At 68.8% G+C, this 25694-nt stretch carries 23 protein-coding genes and 6 pseudogenes; 11 read left to right on the top strand and 18 right to left on the bottom strand.

The window, feature by feature from the left end; all coding sequences use genetic code 11:
• Positions 1-60 precede the first annotated feature (60 nt).
• The 4 genes from G4G28_RS12305 to G4G28_RS12320 are packed head-to-tail and all read right to left on the bottom strand — an operon-like array spanning position 61 to position 2476.
• A complete protein-coding gene (locus tag G4G28_RS12305; protein WP_183107378.1) occupies positions 61-525 on the bottom strand; it encodes a hypothetical protein in 465 nt (154 codons plus the stop codon).
• A 33-nt stretch (positions 526-558) separates the two neighbouring features.
• Positions 559-1704 (bottom strand): FAD-binding oxidoreductase, encoded by a 1146-nt coding sequence (locus G4G28_RS12310; protein WP_183107379.1) that lies wholly within the window; start codon positions 1702-1704, stop codon positions 559-561.
• Positions 1701-2180, bottom strand: coding sequence for a hypothetical protein (locus G4G28_RS12315; protein ID WP_183107380.1), 480 nt, complete (start codon positions 2178-2180; stop codon positions 1701-1703). The genes G4G28_RS12310 and G4G28_RS12315 overlap by 4 nt, the downstream gene beginning before the upstream one ends.
• A complete protein-coding gene (locus tag G4G28_RS12320) occupies positions 2177-2476 on the bottom strand; it encodes a hypothetical protein (protein ID WP_210283257.1) in 300 nt (99 codons plus the stop codon). Before G4G28_RS12320 ends, G4G28_RS12315 begins: the two co-directional genes overlap by 4 nt.
• A 743-nt stretch (positions 2477-3219) precedes the next feature.
• Between G4G28_RS12320 and G4G28_RS12325 the strand changes: the two genes are divergently transcribed.
• Entirely contained in the window at positions 3220-4194 is a 975-nt protein-coding gene (locus G4G28_RS12325; RefSeq protein ID WP_183107382.1) for a glycosyltransferase, read from the top strand.
• Positions 4195-4344: 150 nt separating this feature from the next.
• Here the strand turns inward: G4G28_RS12325 and G4G28_RS29115 are convergent.
• The 4 genes and pseudogenes from G4G28_RS29115 to G4G28_RS12350 all read right to left on the bottom strand — a co-directional run.
• Positions 4345-5550, bottom strand: a pseudogene (locus tag G4G28_RS29115) (asparagine synthase-related protein); the annotation flags it as partial.
• 182 nt (positions 5551-5732) lie between these two features.
• Positions 5733-5936: pseudogene (locus G4G28_RS29120) on the bottom strand (hypothetical protein); the annotation flags it as partial.
• The gene (locus tag G4G28_RS12345; RefSeq protein WP_183107383.1) at positions 5866-6900 is read right to left on the bottom strand and encodes an AMP-binding protein; all 1035 of its coding nucleotides are present in this window, start codon (positions 6898-6900) and stop codon (positions 5866-5868) included. The gene G4G28_RS12345 and the pseudogene G4G28_RS29120, both read right to left, overlap by 71 nt.
• Positions 6901-7090: 190 nt before the next feature.
• Positions 7091-7630, bottom strand: a complete 540-nt coding sequence (locus tag G4G28_RS12350) for an AMP-binding protein (RefSeq protein WP_183107384.1) — start codon at positions 7628-7630, stop codon at positions 7091-7093.
• Positions 7631-7977: 347 nt separating this feature from the next.
• Between G4G28_RS12350 and G4G28_RS12355 the strand changes: the two genes are divergently transcribed.
• The 9 genes and pseudogenes from G4G28_RS12355 to G4G28_RS12390 all read left to right on the top strand — a co-directional run bounded on the left by G4G28_RS12355 (position 7978) and on the right by G4G28_RS12390 (position 16329).
• Positions 7978-8865, top strand: coding sequence for a hydrolase 2, exosortase A system-associated (locus G4G28_RS12355; protein ID WP_183107385.1), 888 nt, complete (start codon positions 7978-7980; stop codon positions 8863-8865).
• A 14-nt stretch (positions 8866-8879) separates the two neighbouring features.
• Entirely contained in the window at positions 8880-9092 is a 213-nt protein-coding gene (locus G4G28_RS12360) for a hypothetical protein (protein ID WP_183107386.1), read from the top strand.
• Positions 9093-9118: 26 nt separating this feature from the next.
• The gene (locus G4G28_RS12365; RefSeq protein WP_183107387.1) at positions 9119-9556 is read left to right on the top strand and encodes a hypothetical protein; all 438 of its coding nucleotides are present in this window, start codon (positions 9119-9121) and stop codon (positions 9554-9556) included.
• Positions 9557-9763: 207 nt separating this feature from the next.
• Positions 9764-11393 (top strand): annotated as a pseudogene (gene nadB / locus G4G28_RS12370) (L-aspartate oxidase).
• A gap of 91 nt (positions 11394-11484) precedes the next feature.
• Positions 11485-12381: a DMT family transporter gene (locus G4G28_RS12375; protein ID WP_183107388.1), complete on the top strand. Its 897-nt coding sequence runs from the start codon at positions 11485-11487 to the stop codon at positions 12379-12381.
• A 225-nt stretch (positions 12382-12606) separates the two neighbouring features.
• Positions 12607-14202 carry a hypothetical protein gene (locus G4G28_RS12380; protein WP_183107389.1) on the top strand — a complete coding sequence of 532 codons (1596 nt, stop codon included), beginning with the start codon at positions 12607-12609 and terminating at the stop codon, positions 14200-14202.
• 180 nt (positions 14203-14382) lie between these two features.
• A pseudogene (locus tag G4G28_RS12385) lies at positions 14383-15274 on the top strand (NAD-dependent protein deacetylase).
• 33 nt (positions 15275-15307) lie between these two features.
• Entirely contained in the window at positions 15308-15553 is a 246-nt protein-coding gene (locus G4G28_RS26080) for a hypothetical protein (RefSeq protein ID WP_229507600.1), read from the top strand.
• Complete coding sequence (locus tag G4G28_RS12390) at positions 15487-16329, top strand: alpha/beta fold hydrolase (RefSeq protein ID WP_229507601.1); 843 nt, start codon at positions 15487-15489, stop codon at positions 16327-16329. The genes G4G28_RS26080 and G4G28_RS12390 overlap by 67 nt, the downstream gene beginning before the upstream one ends.
• Positions 16330-16446: 117 nt before the next feature.
• Here the strand turns inward: G4G28_RS12390 and nadC are convergent, their stop codons facing one another.
• From nadC to G4G28_RS12405, 3 genes are all read right to left on the bottom strand, one after another.
• The gene (nadC, locus tag G4G28_RS12395) at positions 16447-17325 is read right to left on the bottom strand and encodes a carboxylating nicotinate-nucleotide diphosphorylase (protein ID WP_182988487.1); all 879 of its coding nucleotides are present in this window, start codon (positions 17323-17325) and stop codon (positions 16447-16449) included.
• Positions 17322-18455, bottom strand: coding sequence for a quinolinate synthase NadA (nadA, locus tag G4G28_RS12400; protein WP_182988488.1), 1134 nt, complete (start codon positions 18453-18455; stop codon positions 17322-17324). The genes nadC and nadA overlap by 4 nt, the downstream gene beginning before the upstream one ends.
• A gap of 139 nt (positions 18456-18594) precedes the next feature.
• Positions 18595-20196, bottom strand: coding sequence for an ABC-F family ATPase (locus G4G28_RS12405; RefSeq protein WP_182988489.1), 1602 nt, complete (start codon positions 20194-20196; stop codon positions 18595-18597).
• A gap of 218 nt (positions 20197-20414) precedes the next feature.
• Here G4G28_RS12405 and G4G28_RS12410 point away from each other — a divergent pair, with 218 nt between their 5' ends.
• Positions 20415-21395, top strand: coding sequence for an acyltransferase (locus G4G28_RS12410; protein WP_183107390.1), 981 nt, complete (start codon positions 20415-20417; stop codon positions 21393-21395).
• A 130-nt stretch (positions 21396-21525) separates the two neighbouring features.
• On the opposite strand, the gene G4G28_RS28310 is transcribed toward G4G28_RS12410, so the two are convergent.
• The 7 genes and pseudogenes from G4G28_RS28310 to G4G28_RS12440 form a co-directional block, all read right to left on the bottom strand.
• Positions 21526-21951 (bottom strand): hypothetical protein, encoded by a 426-nt coding sequence (locus G4G28_RS28310; protein ID WP_308600494.1) that lies wholly within the window; start codon positions 21949-21951, stop codon positions 21526-21528.
• Positions 21952-22129: 178 nt separating this feature from the next.
• Positions 22130-22444 (bottom strand): annotated as a pseudogene (locus G4G28_RS28315) (LD-carboxypeptidase); the annotation flags it as partial.
• 39 nt (positions 22445-22483) lie between these two features.
• Complete coding sequence (locus tag G4G28_RS12420; RefSeq protein ID WP_229507602.1) at positions 22484-23365, bottom strand: alpha/beta fold hydrolase; 882 nt, start codon at positions 23363-23365, stop codon at positions 22484-22486.
• Positions 23366-23493: 128 nt separating this feature from the next.
• Positions 23494-23999, bottom strand: a pseudogene (gene tadA, locus G4G28_RS12425) (tRNA adenosine(34) deaminase TadA).
• Positions 24000-24045: 46 nt separating this feature from the next.
• A complete protein-coding gene (gene queD, locus G4G28_RS12430; RefSeq protein ID WP_182988492.1) occupies positions 24046-24492 on the bottom strand; it encodes a 6-carboxytetrahydropterin synthase QueD in 447 nt (148 codons plus the stop codon).
• A gap of 22 nt (positions 24493-24514) precedes the next feature.
• Positions 24515-25150, bottom strand: coding sequence for a 7-carboxy-7-deazaguanine synthase (gene queE, locus G4G28_RS12435; RefSeq protein WP_182988493.1), 636 nt, complete (start codon positions 25148-25150; stop codon positions 24515-24517).
• A 360-nt stretch (positions 25151-25510) separates the two neighbouring features.
• Complete coding sequence (locus G4G28_RS12440; RefSeq protein WP_183107391.1) at positions 25511-25690, bottom strand: hypothetical protein; 180 nt, start codon at positions 25688-25690, stop codon at positions 25511-25513.
• Positions 25691-25694 lie beyond the last annotated feature (4 nt).

Consider the following 25694-nt stretch of genomic DNA (forward strand, 5'->3'; position numbering starts at 1 on the left):
TAGCGCGAACTGTCGCGCGGCTCGGTGCGGCGCCGAACCGAGTCCGCGCCGAACTCGGAATCAGCCGCCGGCGCGCGCCGGCTCGTAGCGACCAGGCGCGAGCGTGCCCAGCGGATCGAGCGCCCCCTTGCGCGCGACCGTGCGCCAGTAGCTGTCGCTGCCGGGGTCCAGCCTGCCCATGGCGTGGTTGCCGACACGGTAGGGAATGTAGCCGGCGTCGAACATCCGGCCGAAGACCTCGTCGTGGCAGGCGCGTGCACGCGCCGCTTCGTGCGGGTCGTGCTTGTCGTAGGCGACCGTGAGCACACCGCCCAGCGTACGCTCGTTGATCATGCTGAAGGTGGCGAACAGGTCGAAGCCGTGGCGCTCGAAAGCTGGGGCGCGCCAGTTCGTGCACGGCCAGCATGTCGGCGCCGCGCAGCGGCAGCACCGGCGACACCCACAGCAGGCCGCAGCCGTCGCGTGCGGGGTCGGCGGCCTCGGGAAAGGCGGCCGGCAGCCCGGCCAGGCGGCGCCAGTAGGCACCTGCCAGGAAGCGCCCGTCGGGCACGCCCCGGTTCATGGCGAACAGCGATTCGCCGAGCGCCACGCGGGCACGCAGGCGGCGCCCGGCGCGGCTTTCGCCCAGGCAGCGGCCGACCAGGGCGCCAAGGCGCAGGCTGCGCTCGCTGACGAAACGCAGCCGTCCCGGCAGGCCGCGTAGCGCGCGCCGCAGCGCCGCACGCGCGGCCGCCACCTGGGCATCCGATCCATAGAGCGCGCCGGACACGGTCCAGGGGCGATGTCGCCGCCGGCGCAGAGCGCGGCGCGCGCGGCCTCCGGCAGGCGCGATCCCTGCGGCACCTGTGCGCGCGGGAATACCATGCCGCCCGAGATCACCCGCATGTCGTTGCCAATGTGGACGATGCTGCGCAGGGTACCGTCCAGGCGCAGCGGGCGCAGCGCGTCGACGACGGCGGCAATGTCGGCGTGCTCAGGCACGCTGTAGAGGAAATGGTTGACGCACGCCGCCTTCGGCATCAGCCAGATGCCCAGGCGCGTGACCACGCCCAGATTCGACTGGGTGAACAGGCCGTCGAGGAAAGGCCCGACGCCGTAGGGGAACAGATGGGTGGTTTTCGCTCCGTGATAGTGGCCGAAACCGGTTTCCAGCAGCTCGCCGTCGGCCATCACGATCTGCATGCCGGCCACGTGCTGCAGGCGATTCCCATGGGGGGAATGGCCGAAGCCGCGCTCCATGATGTTGCCGATGTAGCTGGTGTCGGGGCCGGCGCCGGTGCAATCGGCCCACAGCAGGTCGCCATGCTCGCGCAGGTAGCTTGAAAGCTGGCGCTGGGTGACGCCGGGCTCGATGACGGCATAGGCCAGCTCGGTGTCGACGTGGTGGATGCGGTTCATCCGCGACAGGTCGAGCAGCACCTGGCCGGCGCCGACGGCGCAGGCGTCGCCATAGCCCCAGTTCTTGCCGGTGCTGATCGGATAGACAGCCAGGCCGTGCTGCGCGGCGAGGCGCACGACCCCGGCCACCTGGCCGGCATCGGCAGGGCGCACCACGGCCAGGGGCCGCATCGGACGCCCAGCGGTGCTGCGCGCATAGCGCTCGCGCGTGGCATCGTCGCGCAGCACGTGCTCGTGGCCGACCAGGTCTGCCATCGCCGCGAGGGCCAGGTCGGCGCCGGCGCGCAGGTCGGAAAGGTTGGTCATGCCGCCTCCTCCATGCCGCACACAGGCGCGCCAGGCGGCGCGCGATGCCGGGCTCGTCCTCCCGGGCGAAGAAATAGGGATAGAAGGAACGTTCGGCGCCGTCGGCGAGAACACCGCCGCCCCAGCGCGATCTGCGTCGCCATGTGGTCGAGCGGCAGGCGCAGCAGGACGGCCGGCGCGCCGACCCGGCTGCAGGGCCGTTCGCCGCCGAAATCGGCGAAGCCGAGCATGCGCTGGTAGAAGGCGACATGGCGCGGATTGACCTCGATGACGTAGTCGGTATAGCCGTGCAGCCGGTTCGCGTACAGGTAGGAGATATGGATCAGGGCGGCGAACACGCGCCTGGACATGCCTGGGTCGATCGCCAGCCGCGAAGGCTCGCACAGGCGCCGTCCCTGGCGCCGCAGGAGCACAAGGCGGTCGCCAAAGTTCTCGTCCGCCGGCAAGCGGCCGCGCATGTCCAGGCACAGGCTCATGGTGCCGACCAGTTCGCCGGCGGTTTCGGCGTACAGCGTGATCCTGTCGCCCGTATCGGGATCGAGGCCGTCGCCCCCTCGCTGGCATAGCCGCGCCAGGCGTACATGCGATCGAGCAGGACGCGCGCCTGGCCGCGGTCGCGCGGCGAGTCGGCCAGGCGGACGTTGAAGACCTGGTCGTCGGCGGGAATGCCGCCAGGGCGTGGGGCGGTAGCCGCGCTGGCACGGGCGCGGGCTGCCGCATGGAAGCTTGCGATGGGCATGTCGTCTGCTACAGGTGTTTCATCTACCAGCATGCTTGTTCTCCAGTGATATCGTCCCGCCCCCGGCGGAAACGTGGCGAAAATGTGGCAAAGCGTGCGGCTCAGCCACGGGACTGCCAATGAGACAAGGTCAGCAGTAGGCAGGTTCCCGGCTTTGCGGCAACTTCTTTGCGGTATGAACATGCATCAAGCTTCGGAGCAATTTGCCACAAGCATGCGCTGGATGGTTTCGTGGCCTCGCTGGGGGATGCCGCGACGCATTTTTGAGCGGCATCAAGGGCAAAAAGGGGTGGCGAAACGGGCGTCGTACGCGGCCATATAATCGCTGGGCGGCCTGCCGGTCCGTGCCGTCCGCCAGTTCACATCGAGGACTCCCGAATGCCGCTCGCTCACCGCCGCCTGTCGCCCCGGCCGCATGCTCCCCTGCCCTGTCGCGCGTCGCCATGAGGGCGCATCCTGTATGCGTTTCCGGTGCTCGCCCGCTGCCGCCCGGCGAACGCGAACCTGCGCCGTGCGGCCCTTCGTGTGCGCTCTGGCCTGCAACACTCGGCACCGCGCAGCGGTGCAAGCGCCATGGGTAGCCGGCCCTGCCCAGGCGGGCCGCCTTCGGGTGCCGCACCGCGGCTGGTCGCCCATGTGGTCAGCCGGCTCGATTCTGGGGGAGCGGCCTGCTCGACCTGATCGCCCACCTGCCGGGCGACCGTTATCGCCACGCCGTACTGTGCCTGCGCGACCACGGGGTCCTGCACGCCCAGCTGCGCGAGCGCGGCGTCAACGTGATCGACCTGAACCGCAGCGAAGGCGCCTATCCCGGCCATTTCCTGCGCCTGGTGCGCGCCCTGCGCGGCCTGCGTCCGCACCTCGTGCATACGCGCAACCTGGGCGGCCTGGAAGGCCAGCTGGCAGCGTTTCTCGCCGGCGTGCGCCTCCGGGTGCATGGCGAGTACGGCCGCGAACCGGCCGAGCCCTGCCGTTCGCGCCCGCCCAGCCTCGTGCGGCGGCGCCATGCGCCCGCTGGTCGGCCACTACGTTGCGAGCAGCATCGAACAGGAGCGCTGGCTGATCGAGCAGGTCGGGGCCGAGCCCGCGCGCGTCTCGCACATCTCGAACGGGGTCGACAGCCTCGAATTCCATCCGCGCCTGGGCCGCACGCCGCCATCGGTCCCGAGGGTTTCATGTGCCATGACGCGTTTGTCATCGGCAGCGTCGGGCGCATGGACGATGTCCAGAACGATACGACCCTGGTCGAGGCATTCCTGCGCCTGATCGCTTCGCCCCACCCGGCGCATGCGCGCCTGCGCCTGCTGATCGTGGGCGACGGTCCGACGCGCGCCGAATGCCAGTCCATGCTCGACCGCGCAGGCGCCGCCGGACGCGCCTGGCTGCCGGGCGAGCGCGCCGACCGCGCGCGCCTGATGCGGGCGATGGACCTGATGGTCTTGCCGGCGCTGGCCGAAAGCAGCGGCAACGTGCTGCTCGAAGCCATGGCCAGCGGCCTGCCCGTCGTCGCCACCGCCGTCGGTGCGCACAAGGAACTGGTGCAGCCGGGGCTGACCGGCATCCTGGTGCCGCCGATGTCGCCCGACGTGATGGCCGCCGCGATTGCCGATTACTGCCGCATCCCCGACATGGTGGCGCGCCATGGCGCCCGCGCCCGCGGCAACGTCATCGCCCACCACAGCCTGCCGGCGATGGCGCGCGGCTACCTGGCGGTGTACGACGCGCTGGCCGGCGCGGGCGCCGGCTCCTGAGACGCCCTGGCTTGCCCCGTGTTCAGGCGGGCAGGACGAGCGCCTCGTGCGGCGGTTCGATCCGCGCCCGGTGTCCCCGGAGCGTTGCGCCAGCCACCGTTCCAGCATCATGAGCTGCCAGACGGTCTCGCCGTGCAGGCGCGGATCCTCGGGCACGCGGCGTGCGAGCAGCAGGTCGAGGAAGTCGCGGCGCAGGATGCGGCGCCGCGCCAGGTCCGACAGGCTGTCGCCGGCCAGTGCGCGCAGGCGCGGTTCTTCCTGCAGCCAGCGGCCGAACGGCAAGACCGGTGCGCTCTCGTGGGCAGTGCCACGTCCTGCCTTGAGCGCACGCAAGGCCTGGTCGAAGAGACGCCGCGCGCCCGCCTCGCCTTTGTGTCGCGGGCCCAGCCGCGCCGCCATCGACAGCAACGCGTCATCGAGATAGGGCAGCACCGGCCGCAGTCCAGCCGCGGCGCATGCCGCGCTGAACGCGGGCAGTACCCGCAGCGGCAGATCGCCCTGCAGTTCCAGCTCGATCGCGCGGTTGACCGGGCTGCGTGCCTGGGCCGACCACCATGCCTGGTCCAGCGCGGCGGCCGGCGCTTCCGGGTCGACCAGTTCCGGGAAAGGCCGGGTCGACGACGCCCGCCGCGCCCTGCCGGAGCAGGCGGTTGCGGCGGCGCAGGCGTACCGGCGCCGGCGCCAGCGAAGCCTCGATGCGCTCGCGCATCCGTGCAAAGGCGCCCGGCAGCCGGCCGCCAAGGCCGAACAGCACCGGCTCGACCAGCAACTGGCGCAACGCGCCTGGCAGGCGCTCGTAACGGCTGACTTGCGCCAGGGCGCCGTAGCGGCGCCCGCGTCCAAAGAGCGCGGCGGCACCCATGGCGCCATGCAGGCTGCGCAGGCCATCCTCGCGCGCCATCTGCGCGCCCAGCAGCATGGTGATCGCACGGGGTCGGCACAGGGCCCGTCGCCCGTGCGCGCAAGGGCGACGACGCCTGCTTCGATGTCGTCCGGGCCGACCTCGCGTTCGCGGTGGTGGCTGCCCAGCCGGCGCGAGGCGGCGCGGACCTGGGCAAGGATATCGCGGTCATGTGCGCCGAAGCCGAGTGCGTAGGTGCGCACGGGTGCCGCGCCGACCCGCGCCAGCATGGCCGCCAGCAGCGCACTGGCCGGACCGCCGGCGCAGAGCAGGCCTGCGCCATCGTCCCCGGAGGTTGCCAGCGCGCTGGACAGGCCGTCGATGAGCCGCTCGTGCGGATCGCTCGCGCTTGCGTGTTCGGCGAAGCGCATGCGCCAGTAGCGCACCCGCTCCACGCGTCCGCCGCGCAGGTGCAGGCATTCGCCCGGTGCCAGCCGGCGCTGGCCGGAAAACATGGGGCGGGCGCCACAGCCGCCCAGGTAGAGGTAGTCGAAGATGGCTTGCGGATCGATTGCGCCGGCCGCTGCGGGATGGCGGGCCAGCGCCGCGCTGCTGCTGGCAAAGAGCAGCGCGCGCCCCGCGCCCGGTAGAACAGGGGCCGGCTGGCGCACCGGTCGACCGCCAGCAAGGCTTCGCCACGGACCGCGTCGAACAGCGCGAAGGCAAATTGCCCGGCGAGCGCGGCGCAGGCCTGCGCCCCCTGGCTGTGCCACAGGCGCGCGAGTCCGTCGGGACGGGGACCCCAGCAGGCGATCAGGAGCCCGTCCTCCTCATGGAGACTGCCTTCGTCGGCCGCGGCAACCAGGGCGACCGCGCCGAGCGCGTGCGCCGTGCTGCGCATCGGCCCCCTTCCCGAGGGCCCCGGCCATGGCGGCAATCGGCCAGCCGTTCGGTTCGTGCGAGAACCAGCCGCACAGGCCGCTCACGGCGCCACCTCGGCAAACACGGGTGCCAGCTCGCCTGCCAGGCGGGCGCGGTCGATCTGGCCGTCGCCGGCACGCGGCAGCGGCGCGGCGCACGTCGATCATGGCCGGTAGCATGTGCCGGGGCAAACGGGCGCGGCAGGCGCCGAACAGGATGTTCGAATCGAGCCGGGCACCCGGGCGCGATGTGGCGAGGAGCGCGATCACCTGGCCCAGCACTGGATGGGCGATACCGACGGCAGCCGCCTCGAGGACCAGGCCGGTGCCGACGACGATCTTTTCGACCTCGCGCGGGCTGACGCGATAGCCGCCCGTCAGGATGGTGTCGCCCCGCACATCGGCCGGATACAGGTAGCCGTCGGCATCCCTGCGCGCGCTTGCGCCCGGAAAATGCCCGGTCTCGCGGTTCGACAGTCCCGCCATCGACGGCAGCAGGCGCAGCTGGCGGGCGCTGGCGCGGGCATCGTTCCAGTAGCCGAGCGGCACGAGGTCGCCGCGCCGCACCAGCTCGCCGGTTTCGCCCGGCGCACATTCGCGTCCGTCCGGGCGCACGACGCGCAGGTCGGCATACGGCAGCGCGCGGCCGATGGAGCCGGGGTGCGCGTCGAGCTGGGACGGCATCAGGCTGGTCGCGCGGCAGGCGTCACCGATATCATGGAGCAGGTGGATGCGCGTGCGCGGCAGTGCGGCCCGCAGCAAGTCCAGGCTGGGACGATCGAGTCCGCCGCCGGCGCAGGCGAGAAAGCGCAGGCGGTCCGATGCACCGCGCGGCATCGCACCCGAGAGCGTGCGCAGGGTGTCGGCGGCGGCCAGCAGGCCGGTTGCCTCGCCCCGCTCGAGCAGCCGGGTCAGCGCGGCCGGGCCGGATCCGCTGTCGAGCACCGCGGTGGCGCCGGCGGCCAGGGGTGGCCAGGAGCGCGTTCAGGCCGTAATCGCGGTGCAGGCCGATGGTGCAATGGATTCGGTCGCCGGGCGCCATGCCGAGGCAGCGCGCGCTGGAAGCGGCGCCCGCGACGAGGTTGCGGTGCGAGAGCGCCACGCCGCGCGGTTCGCCGGCGTCGCCGGCACCGGCCTACGAGCGCGCGGCCAGCGAGGAACTGCCGGGAAGCGCCGCCGGGGCGGCCGACAGCCCGGCAAAGGCGTCCCAGGACAGCACCCGCAGCGCGCCCGCGGCCGGTGTCGCGGGAACGGTATGCTCGACGTCCGCGCCGCCGAGCACGACCACGGTGCGCAAGGAGGGGCAGCCGCGTACGATCTGCTCGAAACGGGCGGAGTCGGCCTGGTCGCTGCTGGCAGTGACGAGGATGCGCGCGCCGCAGTCGCGCAGCAGCGCGGCGCATTGTGGCGGCGCCATGGCGGGGTCGACGAGCACGAAAGCGCAGCCGGCCGCGCCGGCACCGAACAGCGCCGTCACCGCCTCGATGCTCGCCGGCAGGCGCACCGCGACGCGCTCGTCCGGTCCGCAGCCGCAGGCGCGAAGGGCCGCACCGAAGCCGGCGACGGCCGCAGCCAGCGCCGCGTAGCTGAGCCGGTCGGCCCCGTGGCGCAGTGCGGTTGCGGTCGGCAGGCGGGCCGCGGCCTCTTCTACCAGTTCATGGGCCAGTTGGGCCATCGTGTTCTCCGATCATGCTCAAGAGCGCCGGACAAGGTGTCGATAGCCGGGTTTGCGGCTCTTCCTCGTACCGGCGTACTGCCTTCGTCGCCGCGCCTTGTGCTGAAACGCCGACAGGCGCGCTGAGGTAAAGAGCCATGATTGAGAAAAACTGACAGCGGGTTATTGATAACGATCAATAGTTCCGGAGAGCTTCACCCTGTGGGCGCGCAAGACGGGCCCAGCGGACGCGGGTCTAATTGACATAAATACATGATCGTGCCAACGATTAACCGGGTTCGACACGCCAGCAACGCGGGGCGAGCCCTCGGGCCCTCGAGCCCGATTACGCAGGAGATGCCCGCGCCATGAATGCTCCGCTGCTGACCACGCCCCGCGTGGAGCCCTTCTTCTTCGATGCCGCGCCGGGCACGCGCTTCAGCCTGTATCACGCCCCCAACCCCCAGGTGGCGCCACGCGGTGCCATCCTCTATGTCCATCCCTTCGCGGAAGAACTCAACCGTACCCGGCGCATGGCGGCATTGCAGTCGCGCGCTTTCGCCGAACTCGGCTACGCGGTCCTGCAGATCGACCTCTTTGCCTGCGGCGACAGCTGTGGCGAATTCAACGCGGGCCGCTGGGAAATCTGGCACGAGGACCTGGCCCTGGCCGCCAACTGGCTGGCGGAGCGCGATACGGGCCCCCTGACCCTGTGGGGCCTGCGCCTCGGCGGCCTGCTCGCGCTCGACGCCGCGGCGCGACTGCGTCCGCGCCGGGTGCTGCTGTGGGAGCCGTTCATGAGCGGACGCGCCTGCATGAACGGTTTCCTGCGCCTGTCCGAACAGCTGCGCGACCCGGCCCCCGGCGCCCCGCGCAGCACCGCGGCGCTGCGCGCGCAGCTGGCCGTGCATGGCGCCATCGAGGTCGGCGGCTACGAGGTGGCGGTGCCGCTCGTCAAAGCGGTGGATGCCTGCGACGCCGCCCACGTCCAGCTGCCGCCCTGCGCGGTGCACTGGTTCGCCCTCGGCGGGCAACCCCGGCAAGGTGGCCGCCAGCGCGGCGCGCCTGGCGCAGCGCTGGGCCGGCGACGGCGTGGCGCTGCACTTCCATCCGGTCGACGGCGCCCTGGCCTGGAATGGGCAAGGGCCGCTCGATTGTCCCGTCTTGCGCGAAGCGACCTGCGATGTGTTTTCTGGAGACCCGGCATGAAACTCGAACAGCGCGCACTGCGCTTTCCTCCGGCGGCAACGCCCTGATCGGCATCGTCGACGTGCCGGAACGCCCGCTGGCGCGCGGGATGCTGCTGCTCCACGACAGCCTGCAGTACCGGGCTGGCAGCCATCGCCAGTTCACCCTGCTGTCGCGGCTGCTGGCCGCACGCGGCGTAGCCGTGATGCGCTTCGATCGCGGCGCCAGCGGCGACAGCGCCGGGGAGCCGATGCCGGCGCACTGGAAGAGCGCGCCGACGTGTCGGCGGCAATGAAAGAATTTTTCACGCATGTGCCGGAGATGAAAGAATCTGTCATCCTGGCGACGGGCGACGCGGCTGCCTGCGCGCTCGGCTACGCCGCGAGCGATGCCCGGATCACCGGCCTGGCCCTGCTCGAGCCGGAATGGGATGCCGCATCGCCCGGTGCGGCGCCTGCGTCCAAGCCGCCCTATTCCGCCGCCGACCGCCTGTTTCGCCGCGCCGCCGCCTTTCGCCATGCCGCCACCCGCGCCCGTGCGCCGGCAGAGCCCGCGCCGCCCGCTGCTTCCGTGCTCGACGGGGCGCTGCGCGACTACGAAGGCCAGGTGCTCGTCGTCGGCAGCTCCGCGCCGGCCGGCGAGCCGGCGCGTGCCCGCACCCGCCATGTCGAACTGACGGGCAGCGAGCTGCGCCTGCGCCGCAGCGCCTGGCGCGACGCCGTCGCCTTTGCCTGCGCAAGCTGGCTGACGTCCTGGTAGCGCGCCATCCCGCCCACGCGGGATAAAGCCGGCAGCAAGCCCGGCGGCAGCGGACGCATCGGGCCCAAATCGTCTATAGTGATGCCTCTTTGAAAATTTTAGGGCGCCCAACAAGCGCTCCATGCAGTCGCAGCGTGCGAACCGGTCCATTCCGGCTCCAGGCTGCAAGCGGCCATGGAGCGCCTGGCTGGCGCCCGTAGACTTGCCATGAAATTTGACGTCGCAATCGTCGGCAGCGGTCTGGCCGGCCTCTCGGTGGCCCTGCATCTTGCCCAGACGCGCAAGGTCGCCATCATCTCGAAACGCGCGCTGCAGGATGGCGCCAGCAACTGGGCGCAGGGCGGCATCGCCGCCGTCCTCGATTCCGGCGACAGCCACGACCAGCACATCGCCGACACCCTCGTCGCCGGCGCCGGCCTGTGCGACGAGGCGGCCACCCGCTACATCGTCGAACACGGCCGCGCCGCCATCGAATGGCTGATCGAGCAGGGCGTGCCCTTCACGCGCGACGCCTCGGCCGAACTGGGCTTCCACCTGACGCGCGAGGGGCGGCCACAGCCAGCGGCGCATCATCCACGCGGCCGACGCCACCGGCCACGCGGTGCAGGTCACGCTCGAACAAAAGGTACGCGCCCATCCGAACATCTCGCTGTTCGAACACCACTGCGCCATCGACGTCATCACTTCCGACAAGCTGACCGGCAAGGGCGTGCACAGTGGCGCTCCCCACCTCGTCGGCCAGCCGCGCTGCCACGGCCTCTACGTGCAGGACGAAGCGAGCGGCAAGGTACTCACCTTCGAAGCCGAGCACACCGTGCTGGCCACCGGCGGCGCCGGCAAGGTCTACCTGTACACCACCAATCCCGACACCGCCACCGGCGACGGCATCGCCATGGCCTGGCGCGCCGGCTGCCGCGTGTCGAACATGGAATTCATCCAGTTCCACCCGACCTGCCTCTACCACCCGTACGCGAAATCGTTTCTCATCACCGAGGCGATCCGCGGCGAAGGCGGCTTGCTGAAGCTCCCTCCGGAAGCGGGCGTGGCCGCCGGCACGCGCTTCATGCCGGCCCATGACGAGCGCGGCGAACTGGCCCCGCGCGACGTGGTGGCGCGGGCGATCGACTTCGAGATGAAAAAGCGTGGCCTCGATTACGTCCACCTCGACATCAGCCACCAGAGCCCGGAATTCCTGAAGGAGCACTTCCCGACCATCTACGCGCGTTGCACGGAACTGGGCATCGACATCACGAAGGAACCAATTCCCGTCGTGCCGGCCGTGCACTTCACCTGCGGCGGCGTGGTCACGGACCTCGCCGGCCGCACCGACATTCCGGGCCTGTACGCCGTGGGCGAAACCACCTGCACCGGCCTGCACGGCGCGAACCGCCTGGCCAGCAACTCGCTGCTCGAATGCGTGGTCGTCGGCCGTGCCTGCGCCAGCCAGATCGCCGCCGCGCCGCGCATCGAGAACCCGCCGCTGCCGCCCTGGGACGAAAGCCGCGTCACCAACGCCGACGAGGAAGTGGTCATCGCCCACAACTGGGACGAACTGCGCCGCTTCATGTGGAACTACGTCGGCATCGTGCGCACCACCAAGCGCCTGGAGCGCGCGCAGCACCGCATCGCGCTCTTGAAGGAAGAGATCGACGAGTACTACCGCAACTTCCGCATCACGCACGACCTGCTGGAGCTGCGCAACCTGGTCGACGTGGCCTCGCTCATCGTCAACAGCGCGTTGTCGCGCCACGAGAGCCGGGGGCTGCATTACTCGCGCGATTATCCGGACACGCTGCCCAAGGCCCTGCCGAGCGTGCTGACACCGGCGCGCCGCTAGGCCCAGGCGCGCGGGACACGCTCCCGATTGCGCTATCCTGTGACCGTCATCGCAGCCCGCCCGTCCGGCGGGCTGCTGTTCATTCCAGCCCATGAAAACGAAGCTGTCCTTTTCCACCGCCCTGCTGCTGACCGTACCGCCCGTGCTCTGGGCGGGGAACGCCATCGTCGGGCGCATGGTGCGCGATGCCGTCCCGCCCATGACCCTGAACCTGCTGCGCTGGGCCATCGCGCTGCTGATCCTGCTGCCGCTCGGGCGCGCGGCCCTGCGCCCCGGCTCCGGAGTGCTCGCCAACTGGCGCCGCTACAGCCTGCTCGGGCTGTTCGGCATCGGCCTGTACAACTCGCTGCAATACCTGGCCCTGCAAAGCTCCACGCCGATCAACGTGACCCTGGTGGCCGCGGGCATGCCGGTCTGGATGCTGCTGGTGGGCCGGCTGTTCTTCGGGGCCAGGGTCAGGCGCAAGCAAATCGCCGGCGCGCTGCTGTCGATCGCCGGCGTGCTGGTGGTGCTGTGCCGGGGCGACCTCGGGCAGCTGGCGGCGCTGCGCCTGGTGGCGGGCGACCTCTATATGATCCTGGCGACAATTGCCTGGTCCTTCTATAGCTGGCTGCTGATGCAGCAGCGGGATGTGCCCGGCTTGCGCGCGGACTGGGCCGCTTTCCTGCTGGCCCAGGTCGGCTACGGCGTATTGTGGTGCGCCGCGCTGAGCGGCGCCGAAGCGGCCAGCGCCGGTATCGACGTCGCCTGGAGCTGGCCGCTCGCCGCGGCCCTCCTCTACGTGGCGATTGGGCCGGTCCATCGTCGCCATGCGCTGCTGGGGCGCCGGGTCATGCGCGCCGGCCCCACGCTGGGTTCCTTCTTCATCAACCTGACGCCCCTGTTCACCGCACTGCTATCCTCGAGCTTCCTGGGCGAGCCGCCCCACCTGTATCACGCGCTCGCCTTCCTGCTGATCGTGGGCGGCATCGCCGTCTCGGCGCGCTGAGTCGGCCACACACCAACGAAAGGCCACAACAAAGCGCTGTGCCACGCCGTCGCGGTCGGTCGGCGGTGCTCGCCCTGTTTTTTCGCCGAGGCGCGGCAAGACGCGCGGGATGCTCCCGTCCCGCTGTACAATCAGTATTTCCTTTTGGTAAGTTGTACACGTGCCCGGCGCCGCCTCCACGACGCGCTTGCCGGCGTCGCCCTCCTGACATCCGCTCACAACATCATGAAAAAAACGATCACGAGACTTGCCCTCACCCTCAGCATCGCCGCCGCCATGTCGGCATGCGGCACCACCGCGCCGGTGCAGCAGTCCGCCGCGCAGATGCGACAAACCCACGGCTACGTCGCCGTTGCGCTGCCGCGCCTGCTCGGCGTCGGCGCACCCGAGATCACGCTGCGTCCCGTCGGCGGAGGCGCCGAGTACGTCCTTGCGCCAACGGCAACGGACAGCGAAGTGCTCGGGCTGTGGGTGCCGCCGGGCCAGTACGAGATCGTGCAAATGCGCGGGTCAAACAAGGACAGCTACACACCGGTCGAGGTCAAGGCCGGCCACGTGACGGACATGGGCGGTATCGCATGGGCAGGCATTGGCGACAATGAACAGGTGCTCCTGCCGCTGCGGCACAAGGACTTGAGCGCCGCGGTCGATGCGGCAACCCGCTCCTTCGACGGCTTGGGCCTGGGCGAGCGGATCGAATGGAAGCCGACGGCGCCACCGCCGGTCCAGCACGTACCGACGGCGAACAACCTGCCGGCTGGCGGCATGCTGGTCCAGGCGATCGCGGCCTACGTCGACTACGCGAACAGGACGCCTCTACGCACGCAACTGCGCAGCGCGAAGAGCCTCGAGGAATTCACGAAGCTGTATCTGCCGTCGGCGGCGCCCGTCATGGGCGGTTCCAGCGCCGACGCCGCGGGGGCAGTCTACCCGGGCGGCAACTTCGGCCAGCTTCGGCGCCGCGACGCCGCCGGCAGCTGGCGCGTGATCGACACGGGCACCATCTCGCCGCTGACCGCCGTCGAAGCGGCCGGGCCGAGGGTGCTGGCCGGTACCCACGACGGCGTGCTGCTCGCCAGCGCCGACAAGGGACAGACCTGGTCCCGGGTGCATGGCTTCGATAAAAAAGAAAACGTCATCAACATTCACTTTGCGGGCAATGGGTACTTCGTCCTCACCGGCAAGTTTGCCGGAGCGGCGACGGGACGCACGGCCGAGATCGAAAGCCTGCAGGTGTATGTCCTCGACCCGTCGACCATGGCACCGACACTGTTGCGCAAGATCGATTTGCCGAAAAAGCTGAACTGGTTCCAGATGGGTTCGCTTGGAGCCAGCGTGGCCGGCAATTACTATCTGGTCAATACGCTGGCGAGCATCGAACGTTACGACCTGGGCGCGCGCACCTGGAAAACCGTGTCGGCACCGCATGACGTGACCCATCTGCGCAGTGCGAAGAACGGCGCGATCCTGACCGCCTTCAAGGCGCAGGGCGGTTTCTCGAAGCTGAGCGTGTCCCTTGATGCCGGCAACTCGTGGAAAGCCATGGAAACCCCGCCCTATCCGGTCAACGACATCCAGATGGAAAGCCTGGAGGCCGGCCACGCCTCGCGCTGGGATACCGGCGCCTTCACCTCCGCCATGCAGTTGACGCAGTACGACCCTTCCTCCAAATCATGGAAGGCGACCTGGACCGCACCGCCGGCGACCTGCACGAGGACGGTGCGCGATGCCAGCGGCAAGGAACAGCTGTGCGTGACGGGCGGCGGCAGCATCTTCCGCATCGGCGCGGGCAAGATGGTGCCGGAGTTGCTGGCGGAGTGATGCGCCGCTGATCGCTGCTCGCCTCCCCCGAAAAGCCCGCTCCCGAGCGGGCTTTTTTACGCCCATGCCCGACAGCCGGGCCAGCCCCGGTAGCGCCGACGCCGCATGACCGCCCGGAATCGTGTGTTGGCCGCCCCGGCAAGAATGCTACGATCCCATCCGAATGGAGGATGGAACACGATGGCTGAAGGATTCACGCAACACGACGGGGCGGTGCAACTTGCCGATTTCCTCGAACGCCATCCGAAAACGCTCGTGCTGACCGGCGCGGGTTTGTCGACGGCATCTGGCATTCCCGACTACCGCGATCGCGATGGCGTACGGCGCGGCAAGCTCCCGATCCAGGGACCCGAATTCCGGCGCTCGCAAGCGGTCCAGCGGCGCTACTGGGCCCGCAGCATGGTCGGCTGGCCGACCCTGGCCAAGGCTTGCCCGAATGCCGGGCACGCAGCGCTGGCTGCGCTGGAAGCGGCGGGACGCATCGGTTCGCTCCTGACGCAGAACGTCGACGGCTTGCACCAGCAGGCCGGCAGCCACGCCGTGCTCGAGCTGCATGGCAACATCCACTCGGTCATCTGTCTCGACTGCGGGGCCCGCATGCCGCGCGCCTTCGTACAGACCCAGCTGGTGGAGACGAACCCGGCGCTTGCCGGCGCGATGGCGAGGCCCTTGCCCGACGGCGACGCCCAGCTGGAACCCGGCGCGCTCGAAGGTTTCCAGCTGCCCGGTGCGATCACTGTGGCGGCACCCTGATGCCGGACGTCGTCTTTTTGGTGACAACGTTCCGGCGGCACGCACAGCGCTCGCCGTGGCGCAAATGGAGGCGGCCGATGCGCTGCTGGTGGTGGGTTCGTCGCTGATGGTGTTTTCCGGTTTCCGCTTCTGCCGCATGGCACGCGCCGCCGGCAAGCCCATCGCCGCCGTGAACCTCGGCATCACCCGTGCCGACGAACTGCTGAGCCTGAAAATCGAGGAATCGGCCGAAAGGCTGCTGCCCGCGGCGGCAACCCTGCTGGGCGCCGACGCGGCGCCGGTTCCCATCGACCTCATCAAGGAAAGGGGAATACTTTGACGATACAACGCGATTCATTCGGCCGCACCTCCAGTGGCGCCGGCTCCGGCTTGCCCCGCGCCGCTGCTGGCAGGCATCGGCCTGGCCGCTTCCCGGCTCTACGTGCGCAGCAAGACCAAACAGGCCGAGACCGACAATCCGCCACACGGCAAGTTCGTCGACGTCGACGGCGTACGCCTGCATTACCGGAACGGGGCAGCGGCCCGGCGCTGGTGCTCCTGCACGGCAACGGCGTGTATGCGAGCGACTTCGAATACAGCGGGCTGGTCGGCCAGCTGAGCGAGCGCTACCGGGTGATCGCCTTCGACCGCCCCGGCTACGGCTACAGCGCGCGTCCGCGCTCCACGGTCTGGACACCCGACGCCCAGGCACGCCTGCTGCACCATGCGCTGCAGGAAATCGGCGTCGATTCCGCGATCGTGGTTGGCCACTCCTGGGGCACGATGGTCGCGCTGGCGATGGGCTTGCAGGTGCCCGACGTGGTCCGCGGCCTGGTGCTGCTGTCGGGCTATTACTATCCGACGCTGCGGTTGGACGTGACGGTCCAGGCGCAGCCGGCGATTCCGCTTATTGGCGACCTGATGCGCTACACGGTGTCGCCGCTCATCGGGCGTCTGCTGTGGCCGCTGCTAGCGAAGCGGGTGTTCTCGCCGCAGCCGGTGTCCGAGCGCTTCCGCCGCCTCGACCCGTGGATGGCACTGCGGCCCGGCCAGCTGCGCGCCGCCGCGGCCGAAGCGGTTCCTGATGGTGCCCGCGGCCGCCTCGCTATCGAAGCGCATCGGGCGCCTGCGGGTGCCGGTGCAGATCGTCACGGGGACCCAGGACAAGATCGTCTGGCCGGGCAACGAGTCCGAGCGCTTGCACGAAACGCTGCGGGAAGGCGAGCAGTCGAGCGAGCTGCACCTGATGCCCGGTGTGGGGCACATGGTGCATTACGCGCATCCCGAGCAGGTGGTGACGGCGGTCGACGCGATCGCCGCCCAGTGGGCGAGCCGCCGGCGCTGCGCAGCCCACGGGCGGAAGCCCCGGCACGGGCCAGCGAAAGCGGCGTGTAACAGCAAGGTGGAATGGACGGGCCGCCGAGGCGTCGACGTTGACGGCGTGGGCACGGGGCGCCCACCCTACGACACAACGGTAGGGTGGGTGCTCCGTGCCCACGCGGGAAAACCGCGTTACCCGACAATCCGCAACGAATAATCCGTCGCCCGCACGTCCTTCGTCAGGCTGCCGATCGAGATCCGGTCGACACCCGTCTCGGCAATCGCCCGCACGGTACCCATGTTGATGCCGCCGGACGCTTCCAGCAGCGCACGCCCGGCATTCACCCGGACTGCCTCGCGCATCATGTCCAGATTGAAGTTGTCGAGCAAGACCGACTTGACCCCGGCCGCCAGCGCTTCCTCCAGCTGGGCGATCGTTTCGACCTCGATCTGCACCGGGACGCTGGCAGCCCGGCTCGCATTGAGCGCCGTCGCATTCGCCAACGCCTGGGTCACGCCGCCAGCCGCCGCGATATGGTTTTCCTTGATCAGGATCCCGTCATACAAGGCCATGCGCTGGTTCTTGCCGCCGCCAACGCGCACCGCGTACTTCTGCGCCAGGCGCAGGCCCGGCAGCGTCTTGCGGGTATCGAGAATCGCGGCCTGCGTGCCCGCGATCACGTCGACGTACTTGCGCGTCGCGCTGGCCACGCCCGAGAGCAGCTGCATGAAGTTCAGCGCGGCGCGCTCGGCGGTGAGCAGGGAGCGTGGCGAACCTTCGATCGTGCAGACCACGGAATCGGCGCTCATCAGGTCGCCCTCGGCATATTGCCAGTCGATCTCGATGTCCTGGTCCACCGCCAGCATCACGCCCTCGAACCAGGGCGCGCCGCAAAGCACGGCTTCTTCGCGCACGATCACGCGTGCCCTGGCGCGCGGCGCTTCCGGTACCAGCTTGCCGGTCAGGTCGCCGCTGCCGACGTCTTCCAGCAGCGCAGCCAGGATGTTCTGCTCGAAAGCGGCTTGCAGCTTGTCGTCGAAAGCGGCGTGAGGGTTCTTCGGAGTCGTCATGCGGGTCCCACGTTCGAATACAGGTTGGCGTTCTGCTCGAGCGCGCCGCTCGGCAGCGCTTTTGCCTTCTTGGCGGCGGCGAAATCGAGCATGCGGTCGATCGCGCGCACGGCTTCGCGGCCGATGGCGGGGTCGACAAACACTTCGTTGGCGCCAGACTCGAGCACCTCGGCCAGATTGCGCAGGCCGTTCATCGCCATCCACGGGCAATGCGCGCAGCTCTTGCAGGTGGCGCTGTTGCCGGCGGTCGGCGCTTCGATGAAGTGCTTGCCCGGGGCAGCCGCGCGCATCTTGTGCAGGATGCCGTTGTCGGTCGCGACGATGAAGTGGGTGGCGTCGAGCGTGACGGCGGCGTTGATCAGCTGGGTGGTCGAGCCGACCACGTCGGCCTGGGCCACGACGTTGGCCGGGGACTCGGGGTGCACCAGCACCTTGGCATGCGGGTACTCGGCCTTGAGCAGGTCGAGTTCGATGCCCTTGAACTCGTCGTGCACGAGGCAGGAGCCCTGCCACAGCAGCATGTCGGCACCGGTCTGCTTCTGGATCCAGGAACCGAGGTGACGGTCCGGCGCCCACAGGATCTTCTTGCCCTCTTCGTGCAGGTGCTTGACGATATCGAGGCCAATCGAGGAGGTCACCATCCAGTCGGCGCGTGCCTTGACGGCGGCGCTGGTGTTGGCGTAGACGACGACGGTGCGGTCCGGGTGCTGGTCGCAGAAGGCCGCGAATTCGTCGGCCGGGCAGCCCAGGTCGAGCGAACAGGTCGCTTCCAGGTCCGGCATCAGGATGGTTTTCTCGGGGCTGAGGATTTTCGCCGTCTCGCCCATGAAGCGCACGCCGGCCACCACCAGGGTCCTGGCCGGATGGTCGCGACCGAAACGGGCCATCTCCAGCGAGTCGGAGACGCAGCCGCCGGTTTCCTCGGCCAGGTCCTGCAGTTCGGGATCGACGTAGTAGTGGGCGACCAGGACCGCTTCCTTTTCCTTCAGCAGGCGGCGGATGCGCTCTTTCAGGACGAGCTTTTCGTCGGGCGACGGTTGCTCGGGGATGCGGGCCCAGGCGCGCGCGGTGCAGGCGGCGCCGTCTTGCGGGTGGTCGTATTCGTAGGTCTGGATGGGCAGGATGTTCATGCGCTGTCGATTCACGTTAATGGCGGAATACCGGCGCGCTTGTGCCGCAGCCGGTTGAACGCGTGGGCGGGAGACCCGCCCACCCTACGGGGTCATGCCGGCGAACTGTCCGCGCGATGCCCCGTACAATCAGACGACATCAGGCGATGCCCTGGCTCGTCAGGTACTCTTCGTAGGTGCCGCGGAAGTCGACGACTTCGTTCGGCTTCACTTCGAGCACGCGCGTGGCCAGCGAGGACACGAACTCGCGGTCGTGCGAGACGAAGATCAGGGTGCCTTCGTATTTGTCGAGCGCGATGTTGAGCGACTCGATCGATTCCATGTCCATGTGGTTGGTCGGTTCGTCCAGCAGCAGCACGTTGTGGCGGCCCAGCATCAGCTTGCCGTACATCATGCGACCCTTTTCACCACCGGAGAGCACCTTCACCGACTTCTTGACCTCGTCGCCGCCGAACAGCAGGCGGCCCAGGATCGAGCGCACCGCCAGGTCGTCGTCGCCCTCTTTGGTCCAGCGTCCCATCCAGTCGGTCAGCACGTCGTCCTTCTGGAATTCTTCGGTTGGATCCTGCGGCATGTAGCCGACATTGGCGTTCTCGGCCCACTTCACGCGGCCCTGGTCGGCCGACAGGCCGGTGATGTCTTCGCCGCCGATGCAGCGCAGCAGCGTGGTCTTGCCGGCACCGTTGGCACCGATGATCGCGATGCGCTCGCCCGCCTCGACCATGATCGAGAAGTTGCGGAACAGCGTACGGTCGTAGGATTTCGTCAGGCCCTCGGTCTCGACTGCCAGGCGGTGCAGCTTCTTCTCGCCTTCGAAGCGCACGAACGGGTAGGCGCGCGAGGACGGCTTGAATTCCTCGATCTTGATCTTCTCGATCTGCTTGGCACGCGACGTCGCCTGGCGTGCCTTGGACTTGTTGGCCGAGAAGCGGCGCACGAAGTCCTGGAGTTCGGCGACCTTTTCCTTGGCCTTGGCATTATTTGCCAGCTGCTGGTTGCGCGCCTGGGTGGAGGCGAGCATGTAGTCGTCGTAGGAACCCGGGTACACCTTCAGGGTGCCGTAGTCCATGTCCGCGATGTGGGTGCAGACCTGGTTCAGGAAGTGGCGATCGTGCGAGATGATGATCATCGTCGAGTTGCGCTGGTTCAGGACGTCTTCCAGCCAGCGGATCGTGTTGATGTCGAGGTTGTTGGTCGGTTCGTCGAGCAGCAGGATGTCCGGATTCGAGAACAGGGCCTGGGCCAGCAGCACGCGCAGCTTCCAGCCTGGCGCCACGGCGCTCATCGGGCCCTGGTGCAGGTCGCTGGCAATGTCCAGGCCCAGCAGCAGTTCGCCGGCGCGCGCTTCGGCCGAGTAGCCGTCGTATTCCGCGACCTTGCCTTCCAACTCGGCGGCGCGCATGTAGTCGTCGTCGGTCGCTTCCGGATTGGCGTAGATGGCGTCGCGCTGGGCGATCGCCTCCCACAGCTCGGTGTGGCCCATCATGACGACGTCGAGCACGCGCACGTCTTCATACGCGAACTGGTCCTGGCGCAGCTTACCCAGGCGCTCGCCCGGGTCGAGGCTGACGTTGCCTGCCGATGGTTCGAGGTCGCCACCGAGGATCTTCATGAAGGTCGACTTGCCGCAGCCATTCGCGCCGATCAGGCCGTAACGATTTCCTTCGCCGAACTTGACGGAAATGTTTTCGAACAGCGGCTTGGCGCCGAATTGCATCGTGATATTTGCTGTAGATAGCATGCTGGAATGGCTGTTTAGGCCAGGAAATCAGAGGTTTATCGAATGGCGGGCATTATACAGCACGCCTTGGCGGCGGGAGGCGAATCGCCCTCTGCCCGGGGCCCGCCCTAGCCGGCGCCGCCGCGCAACCGGCGGGGTCGCCTCCGCTTAACAAATTCGTAACAAATTGCAATTTCGAATAGAAACTCAAACAAGCCCTGCCTACACTGGCGGTGTTCGTGACTCCTGTCCCTGCCGCCTTGACGCCATCCACACCGCCCCCTTCGCCGCCCCCTTCGCCGCCCGCCCCGCATGCGCCGCGCCACGTTCCCGCCCTCGACGGCTGGCGTGGCCTGGCCATCGTCTGCCTGCTGCTCGGGCACTTCTTCCCTGTGCCGGGCATCAACCTCGGCCTGGTCGGCGTGCATCTGTTCTTCGTGCTGTCGGGCCTCCTGATGACGCGCATCCTGTTCCTGCAAAAGGCGCCGCTGCCGCTGTTCTACCGGCGCCGCATCGCCCGCATTTTCCCATCGGTCTATTTCTACCTGCCCGTCGTGACCGCTGTGTACCTTGCCTGCGGGCGTCCCGTCGACCTCTTCGAGCTGGCCACCGCCGCCAGTTTCACCAACAATTACCTGACAAACGGCACGCCCTGGACCATGCCCTTCGGCCATATCTGGTCGCTCAGCGTGGAAGAGCACGCCTACGTGCTGCTGTCGATCGTCGCCATCGCCAGCCGCGCCACGCTGGCGGGCGGCATCCGCGCCGTCGGCATCGCGACCGCCGCCATCGTCCTGGTCGCCTGCGTGTACGCCACCGTGTTCGCCGGGCGCTGGACTGGCCTGTGGGACAACTCGGAAGTGGCTGCCTTCGGCATCTTCGCTTCAGGACTGCTGCTGTTGCTGGGTGCCCGCGGCCGCCCCGGTCCATCGTCCCGGGTGCTGCCCGCCATGCTTGTCCCGGGCCTGATGCTGCTCGGCCTGGCGGCACACTGGTGGTCGCTGCCGCGCGTGGTGCACCTGCTCGCCGGCTGCGGCGCGTTCGCGCTGGCCGTCAATGCACTCGATCGCGCCCCTTCCTTCCTGCGCAGCGTCCTCGAATGGCCGCCCTTGCGCCAGCTCGGCACCTGGTCGTTCTCGCTCTACCTGTGGCAGCAACCTTTCTACCAGCTGGTGCGCCACGAAGGCCTGCATCCTGCCCCGGGCCTGGGTCTTTCCTAATCGTTGGCGTGGCCGCCTTCCACCTGGTCGAGCAGCCTGCCCGCGACTACCTCAACCGGCGCTGGTCCGCCTCGGCGCGCCGCAGCGATGACGCGCAAGCCAGCCCGCTGGCCTGAGCTGGGCGCGCGGCTCAAGGAAAACGCAAGGTGGGGTAATCGCTCAACAGGAGCGTGAAGCCCTCTTCGTTGCTGCGCAGGCGCGCCTGCGCGCCGAACGGAATCGTCACCCGGCGCGGCACGTGGCCGAAGCGCAAGCCGGTCAGCACGGGAACGGGGAGCACTTCCCGCAGATAGGCGAGCATGGTGTCGAAATCGTAGCCATTGTCCAGGTGCCCCAGCCTGTATCCGGAAAAGTCGCCCAGGATCACGGCCTGCTGGCGCGCCAGGACGCCGGCCTGGTGCAGCTGCAACAGCATGCGCTCGACCCGGTAGGGGTGCTCGCTGATGTCCTCGACAAACAGGATGCCACCGTCGACGCGCGGGAACCAGGGCGTGCCGATGAGCGAGGCCAGCATCGCCAGGTTGCCGCCCCAGATCGGGCCGCTGGCATCGAGCACCGGGTTGCCCAGGGGCCTGCTCGGTGATCAGGTGGGTGGGCCCGGCCAGGCAGCGCCAGAAACTCTCGATGGTGAAGGCGTCTGGCTCCGGCGCGCCGAAGTCGCCCGCGAGCAGCGGCCCGGCGTAGCTCGGCGCGCCCGCCTTCGCCATCAAGCCCATGTGCAGCGCCGTGATGTCGGAATAGCCGACGAAAATCTTGCCGCTGGCCGCCAGGCGCTCGAAGTCGAGCGCGGGCAGCAGGCGGGTCAGGCCGTAGCCGCCGCGTACCGCCAGCACGAGCTGGACGTCCGGATTGTCGCTGGCGGCATAGAGCTGCTCCAGGCGCGCGGCGTCGGTGCCGCCGAAGCGCTCGTGCACCGCATCGGGATCGTAATAATTGAAGACGCGGCAGCCGCGTGCGGCGAGACGGGAAATGCCGCGCTCGACGGCAAGCCGGTCCGGCGTATAACCGGCGGGGGCGACGATGGCGACGCCAAGGGGGGAAGTGCTCACTGTCTGACGAAAAGGCGCGGTGTTGAGTCCGGCGCCATCTTACCCCGCGCATGGAAGTCGATCAAGGTAAGCAAGCGTTCGTTCAGCTGGGCTGGCAGGTCGTGCCCCATGCCTTCGATGACCTCGAGACGCGCTCCCGGCACCCGGGCCGCGACGTCCTCGCCGCAGGCCAGCGGCACCGGGGGTCGCTGGCGCCGTGGATGACCAGGGTCGGCACCGTAATCGACTGCAGCAAGGCGCTGCGGTCGCTTGCCGCGGCCACCGCCAGCATCTGGCGCATGGTCCCGGCCGGACAATGGCTGCGCCGCAGGGCCGTGCCGCGCGCCGTCGCAGGTGCTTTTCCGGAGTCGGATAGGCCGGGCTGCCGATGGCCTGCTGCAGGGCGACCGCCTGGTCGATGAGCGACTCGATATCGTTCGGGCTGGCGGGACGCCGCAGCAGCGCCTGGCGCGCGGCATGGCTCGGGCCCGGCAGGCCCCGGCGGCCGCTGCTGGACATGATGGAAGTGAGGCTGAGCACGCGCTGCGGGTGCTGCGCGGCCAGGATCTGGGCGACCATGCCGCCCATCGAGACGCCGACCACGTGGGCCTTGGCCACGCCGAGCGCGGAAAGCACGCCGAGCGCGTCCTCGGCCAGGTCTTCGAGGCGGTAGGCCGGGCGCAGCGGGAGCTTCAGGCGCGATTTGAGCCAGCTCCACCACAGGTTGGGCTTGCCGGCACGGTCGAACTTGGTCGACAGGCCGCAGTCGCGGTGATCGAAGCGGATGACATAGAAACCGAGCTCCACCAGTCCTTCGACGAATTCGTCGGGCCAGCTGGTCAATTGCATGCCGAGGCCGTGCAGCAGCAACACCGGCGTCGACTTGGCGTCTCCGGCGGTGTCGAAGGCGATGCGGAGTCCGTTGGCGGTCAGGGTCGGCATGGCGACTGGACCGGCTGCGCGGGGCGGCATCGATGTGTGGATGGGTACGGCAAGAGAGGCCTCCTGTACGGTGAAGGCCAGCATAGCATTTTCGCAGCGTCTGCGGCGCCGCCCCGGCGTGCGTGCGGCTAGCCGGCCACGCTTCGGCGGGCAGCCTGCCGGCGCTCGGCAAAAAGCCCTTGAGCATGCTGCTGGCTTCCTCGGCCAGTACGCCGCCGCTCACTTCGGCATGGTGGTTCAGCACGGTGTGCGCGAACAGGTCGAGCACCGAGCCGCAGACACCGGTCTTCGGGTCGCGCGCCGCGAACACGACGCGCTGCAATCGTGCATGCATCATCGCGCCCGAGCACATCGCGCAGGGTTCCAGCGTCACGTACAGGGCGCAGCCCGGCAGGCGGTAGTTGCCGAGCTTTTCGGCGGCGGCGCGCAGGGCGACGATTTCGGCATGCGCCGTCGGGTCGTGGCGGCCGATCGGCTGGTTGAAGCCGGTGGCGATGACTTCGCCGTCCTTGACGACGACCGCTCCCACCGGCACTTCGCCGGCCGCCCGCGCCAGTTCGGCCTGGGCCAGCGCCAGGCGCATGAAGTGTTCGTCCTCTGGCGTGGCGGCCGTGGCGCCAGCCGCCGTGCCCATGTCGTCCGCCACGGGCGCCAGCTCGGGGAACTGACCCGGCATCGTCTCAGTCATCCGTGATTTCGGCCCAGCAGTTCGGCGTTTCGTGCAGCACCAGCTTGTGCAGGTGCAGGCCGGTGCCGAAGCGGTCGGTGTAGGCCGCTTTCAGGATGCCGAAAGCGACGCGCGCCAGGTTCTCCACCGTCGGGATGCGGTCGATGACGACGGTCTTGTGGCCGGGCAGGCTGGCGAGGAATTCGCGCACCTTGTCGTCCTTCTCGTAGACGAGGAAGGCGTGATCCCAGACGTCGACCAGGTGCTCCTTGGCGAGCGCCTTGATATCGGAAAAGTCCATGATCATGCCGTTGTCCGAGTTGCCCTCGGCTTCGATGACGGCGCCGACCAGGGTGATCTCCAGGGTGTAGCGGTGCCCGTGCAGGTTGCGGCACTGGCTTTTGTGGTCGGGAATCCGGTGGCCGGCATCGAATTCGAGTTTGCGGGTAATGGTCAACATCTGCGTAATTGGAAATTGCTGCTCAGGGAATCTGGAGCAGTTTGTGGGTCTGGAGGCTGAGCTTCCATTTCGGGTTGTTGCGGCAGGTTTCGATCGCCAGGCGCGTGTTGTGCGCGGCCAGCGGACCATCCATCGGCTGCACGAAAAAGTTCTCGAAGTCGAGGTGCTCGTAATGGGACAGGTCCTGCAGCGCCTGCGGAATCACGACCTTGATTTCGTTGCCCTTCTCGACCACCAGCTTCGAGCCCATCTTCGGGCTGACGCAGATCCAGTCGACGCCGGCCGGCACCGGCAGGGTGCCGTTGGTTTCGATGGCGATCGTGAAGCCGTGCGCATGCATGGCCTCGATCAGGGCGGCGTCGAGCTGCAGCAGTGGCTCGCCGCCGGTGAAGACGACGTACTTGCTCGCGGCGTAGCTTGCCGGCCACAGGCCATTGATCTCCGCCGCCAGGCTGGCCGCGTCGCGGAACTTGCCGCCACGCTCGCCGTCGGTGCCGACGAAATCGGTGTCGCAGAACTGGCAGACCGAGGTGGCGCGGTCGGCCTCGCGTCCGCTCCACAGGTTGCAGCCGGAAAAGCGGCAAAACACCGCCGGCCGTCCGGCATGGGCGCCTTCGCCCTGCAAGGTGTAGAAGATCTCTTTGATGCTATAGGTCACGGTAAGCCTCTCGTCAACCTTCCATTATAACCGCCCTGCACCACCTTGCCGACCCGTGGCTGGTCGCGGGCCGCCATTCCTAGCAATTGCCACGCGGCATAGTTGTTGACTCCCAACAAGAACCCCCCCTTGGTCCTGGGCTAACTTTACTGGAGGAAATTTCTTATATCCGTAAGAAGGAGCGACATGACGACCGCACTGGCCCGCACTACCGGCAGCATCCTGGCGCTCGCGATCCTGCTTGCCTGCATGCTCGGCGCTCTCGGCGCGATGGCTCCCGAAGGCGGTGCCGGCGCCCCCGGCCTGGGCATGCTGGCGACGATCCTGTCGCTGCTCGGCGCCGGCGGCGCAGTCTGCCTGTTACTGCGCCGGGTGATCGACGCCGACGACTGCGCACGCGAGATCGGCACGCGCCTCGCGCGCGAAAGCACGGCGCGCCAGCAGCTCGAAAACATGCTCGCCGAAACCCAGGCCGTACTCTCGCGGGTGGTGCGCCAGCAGGAAAACGCGCGCGACGGCGAGCGCGGCCGCATTGCGCACGAGA

It is taken from the genome of Massilia sp. Dwa41.01b (assembly GCF_014171775.1).
Classification (GTDB): Bacteria; Pseudomonadota; Gammaproteobacteria; order Burkholderiales; family Burkholderiaceae_D; genus Telluria.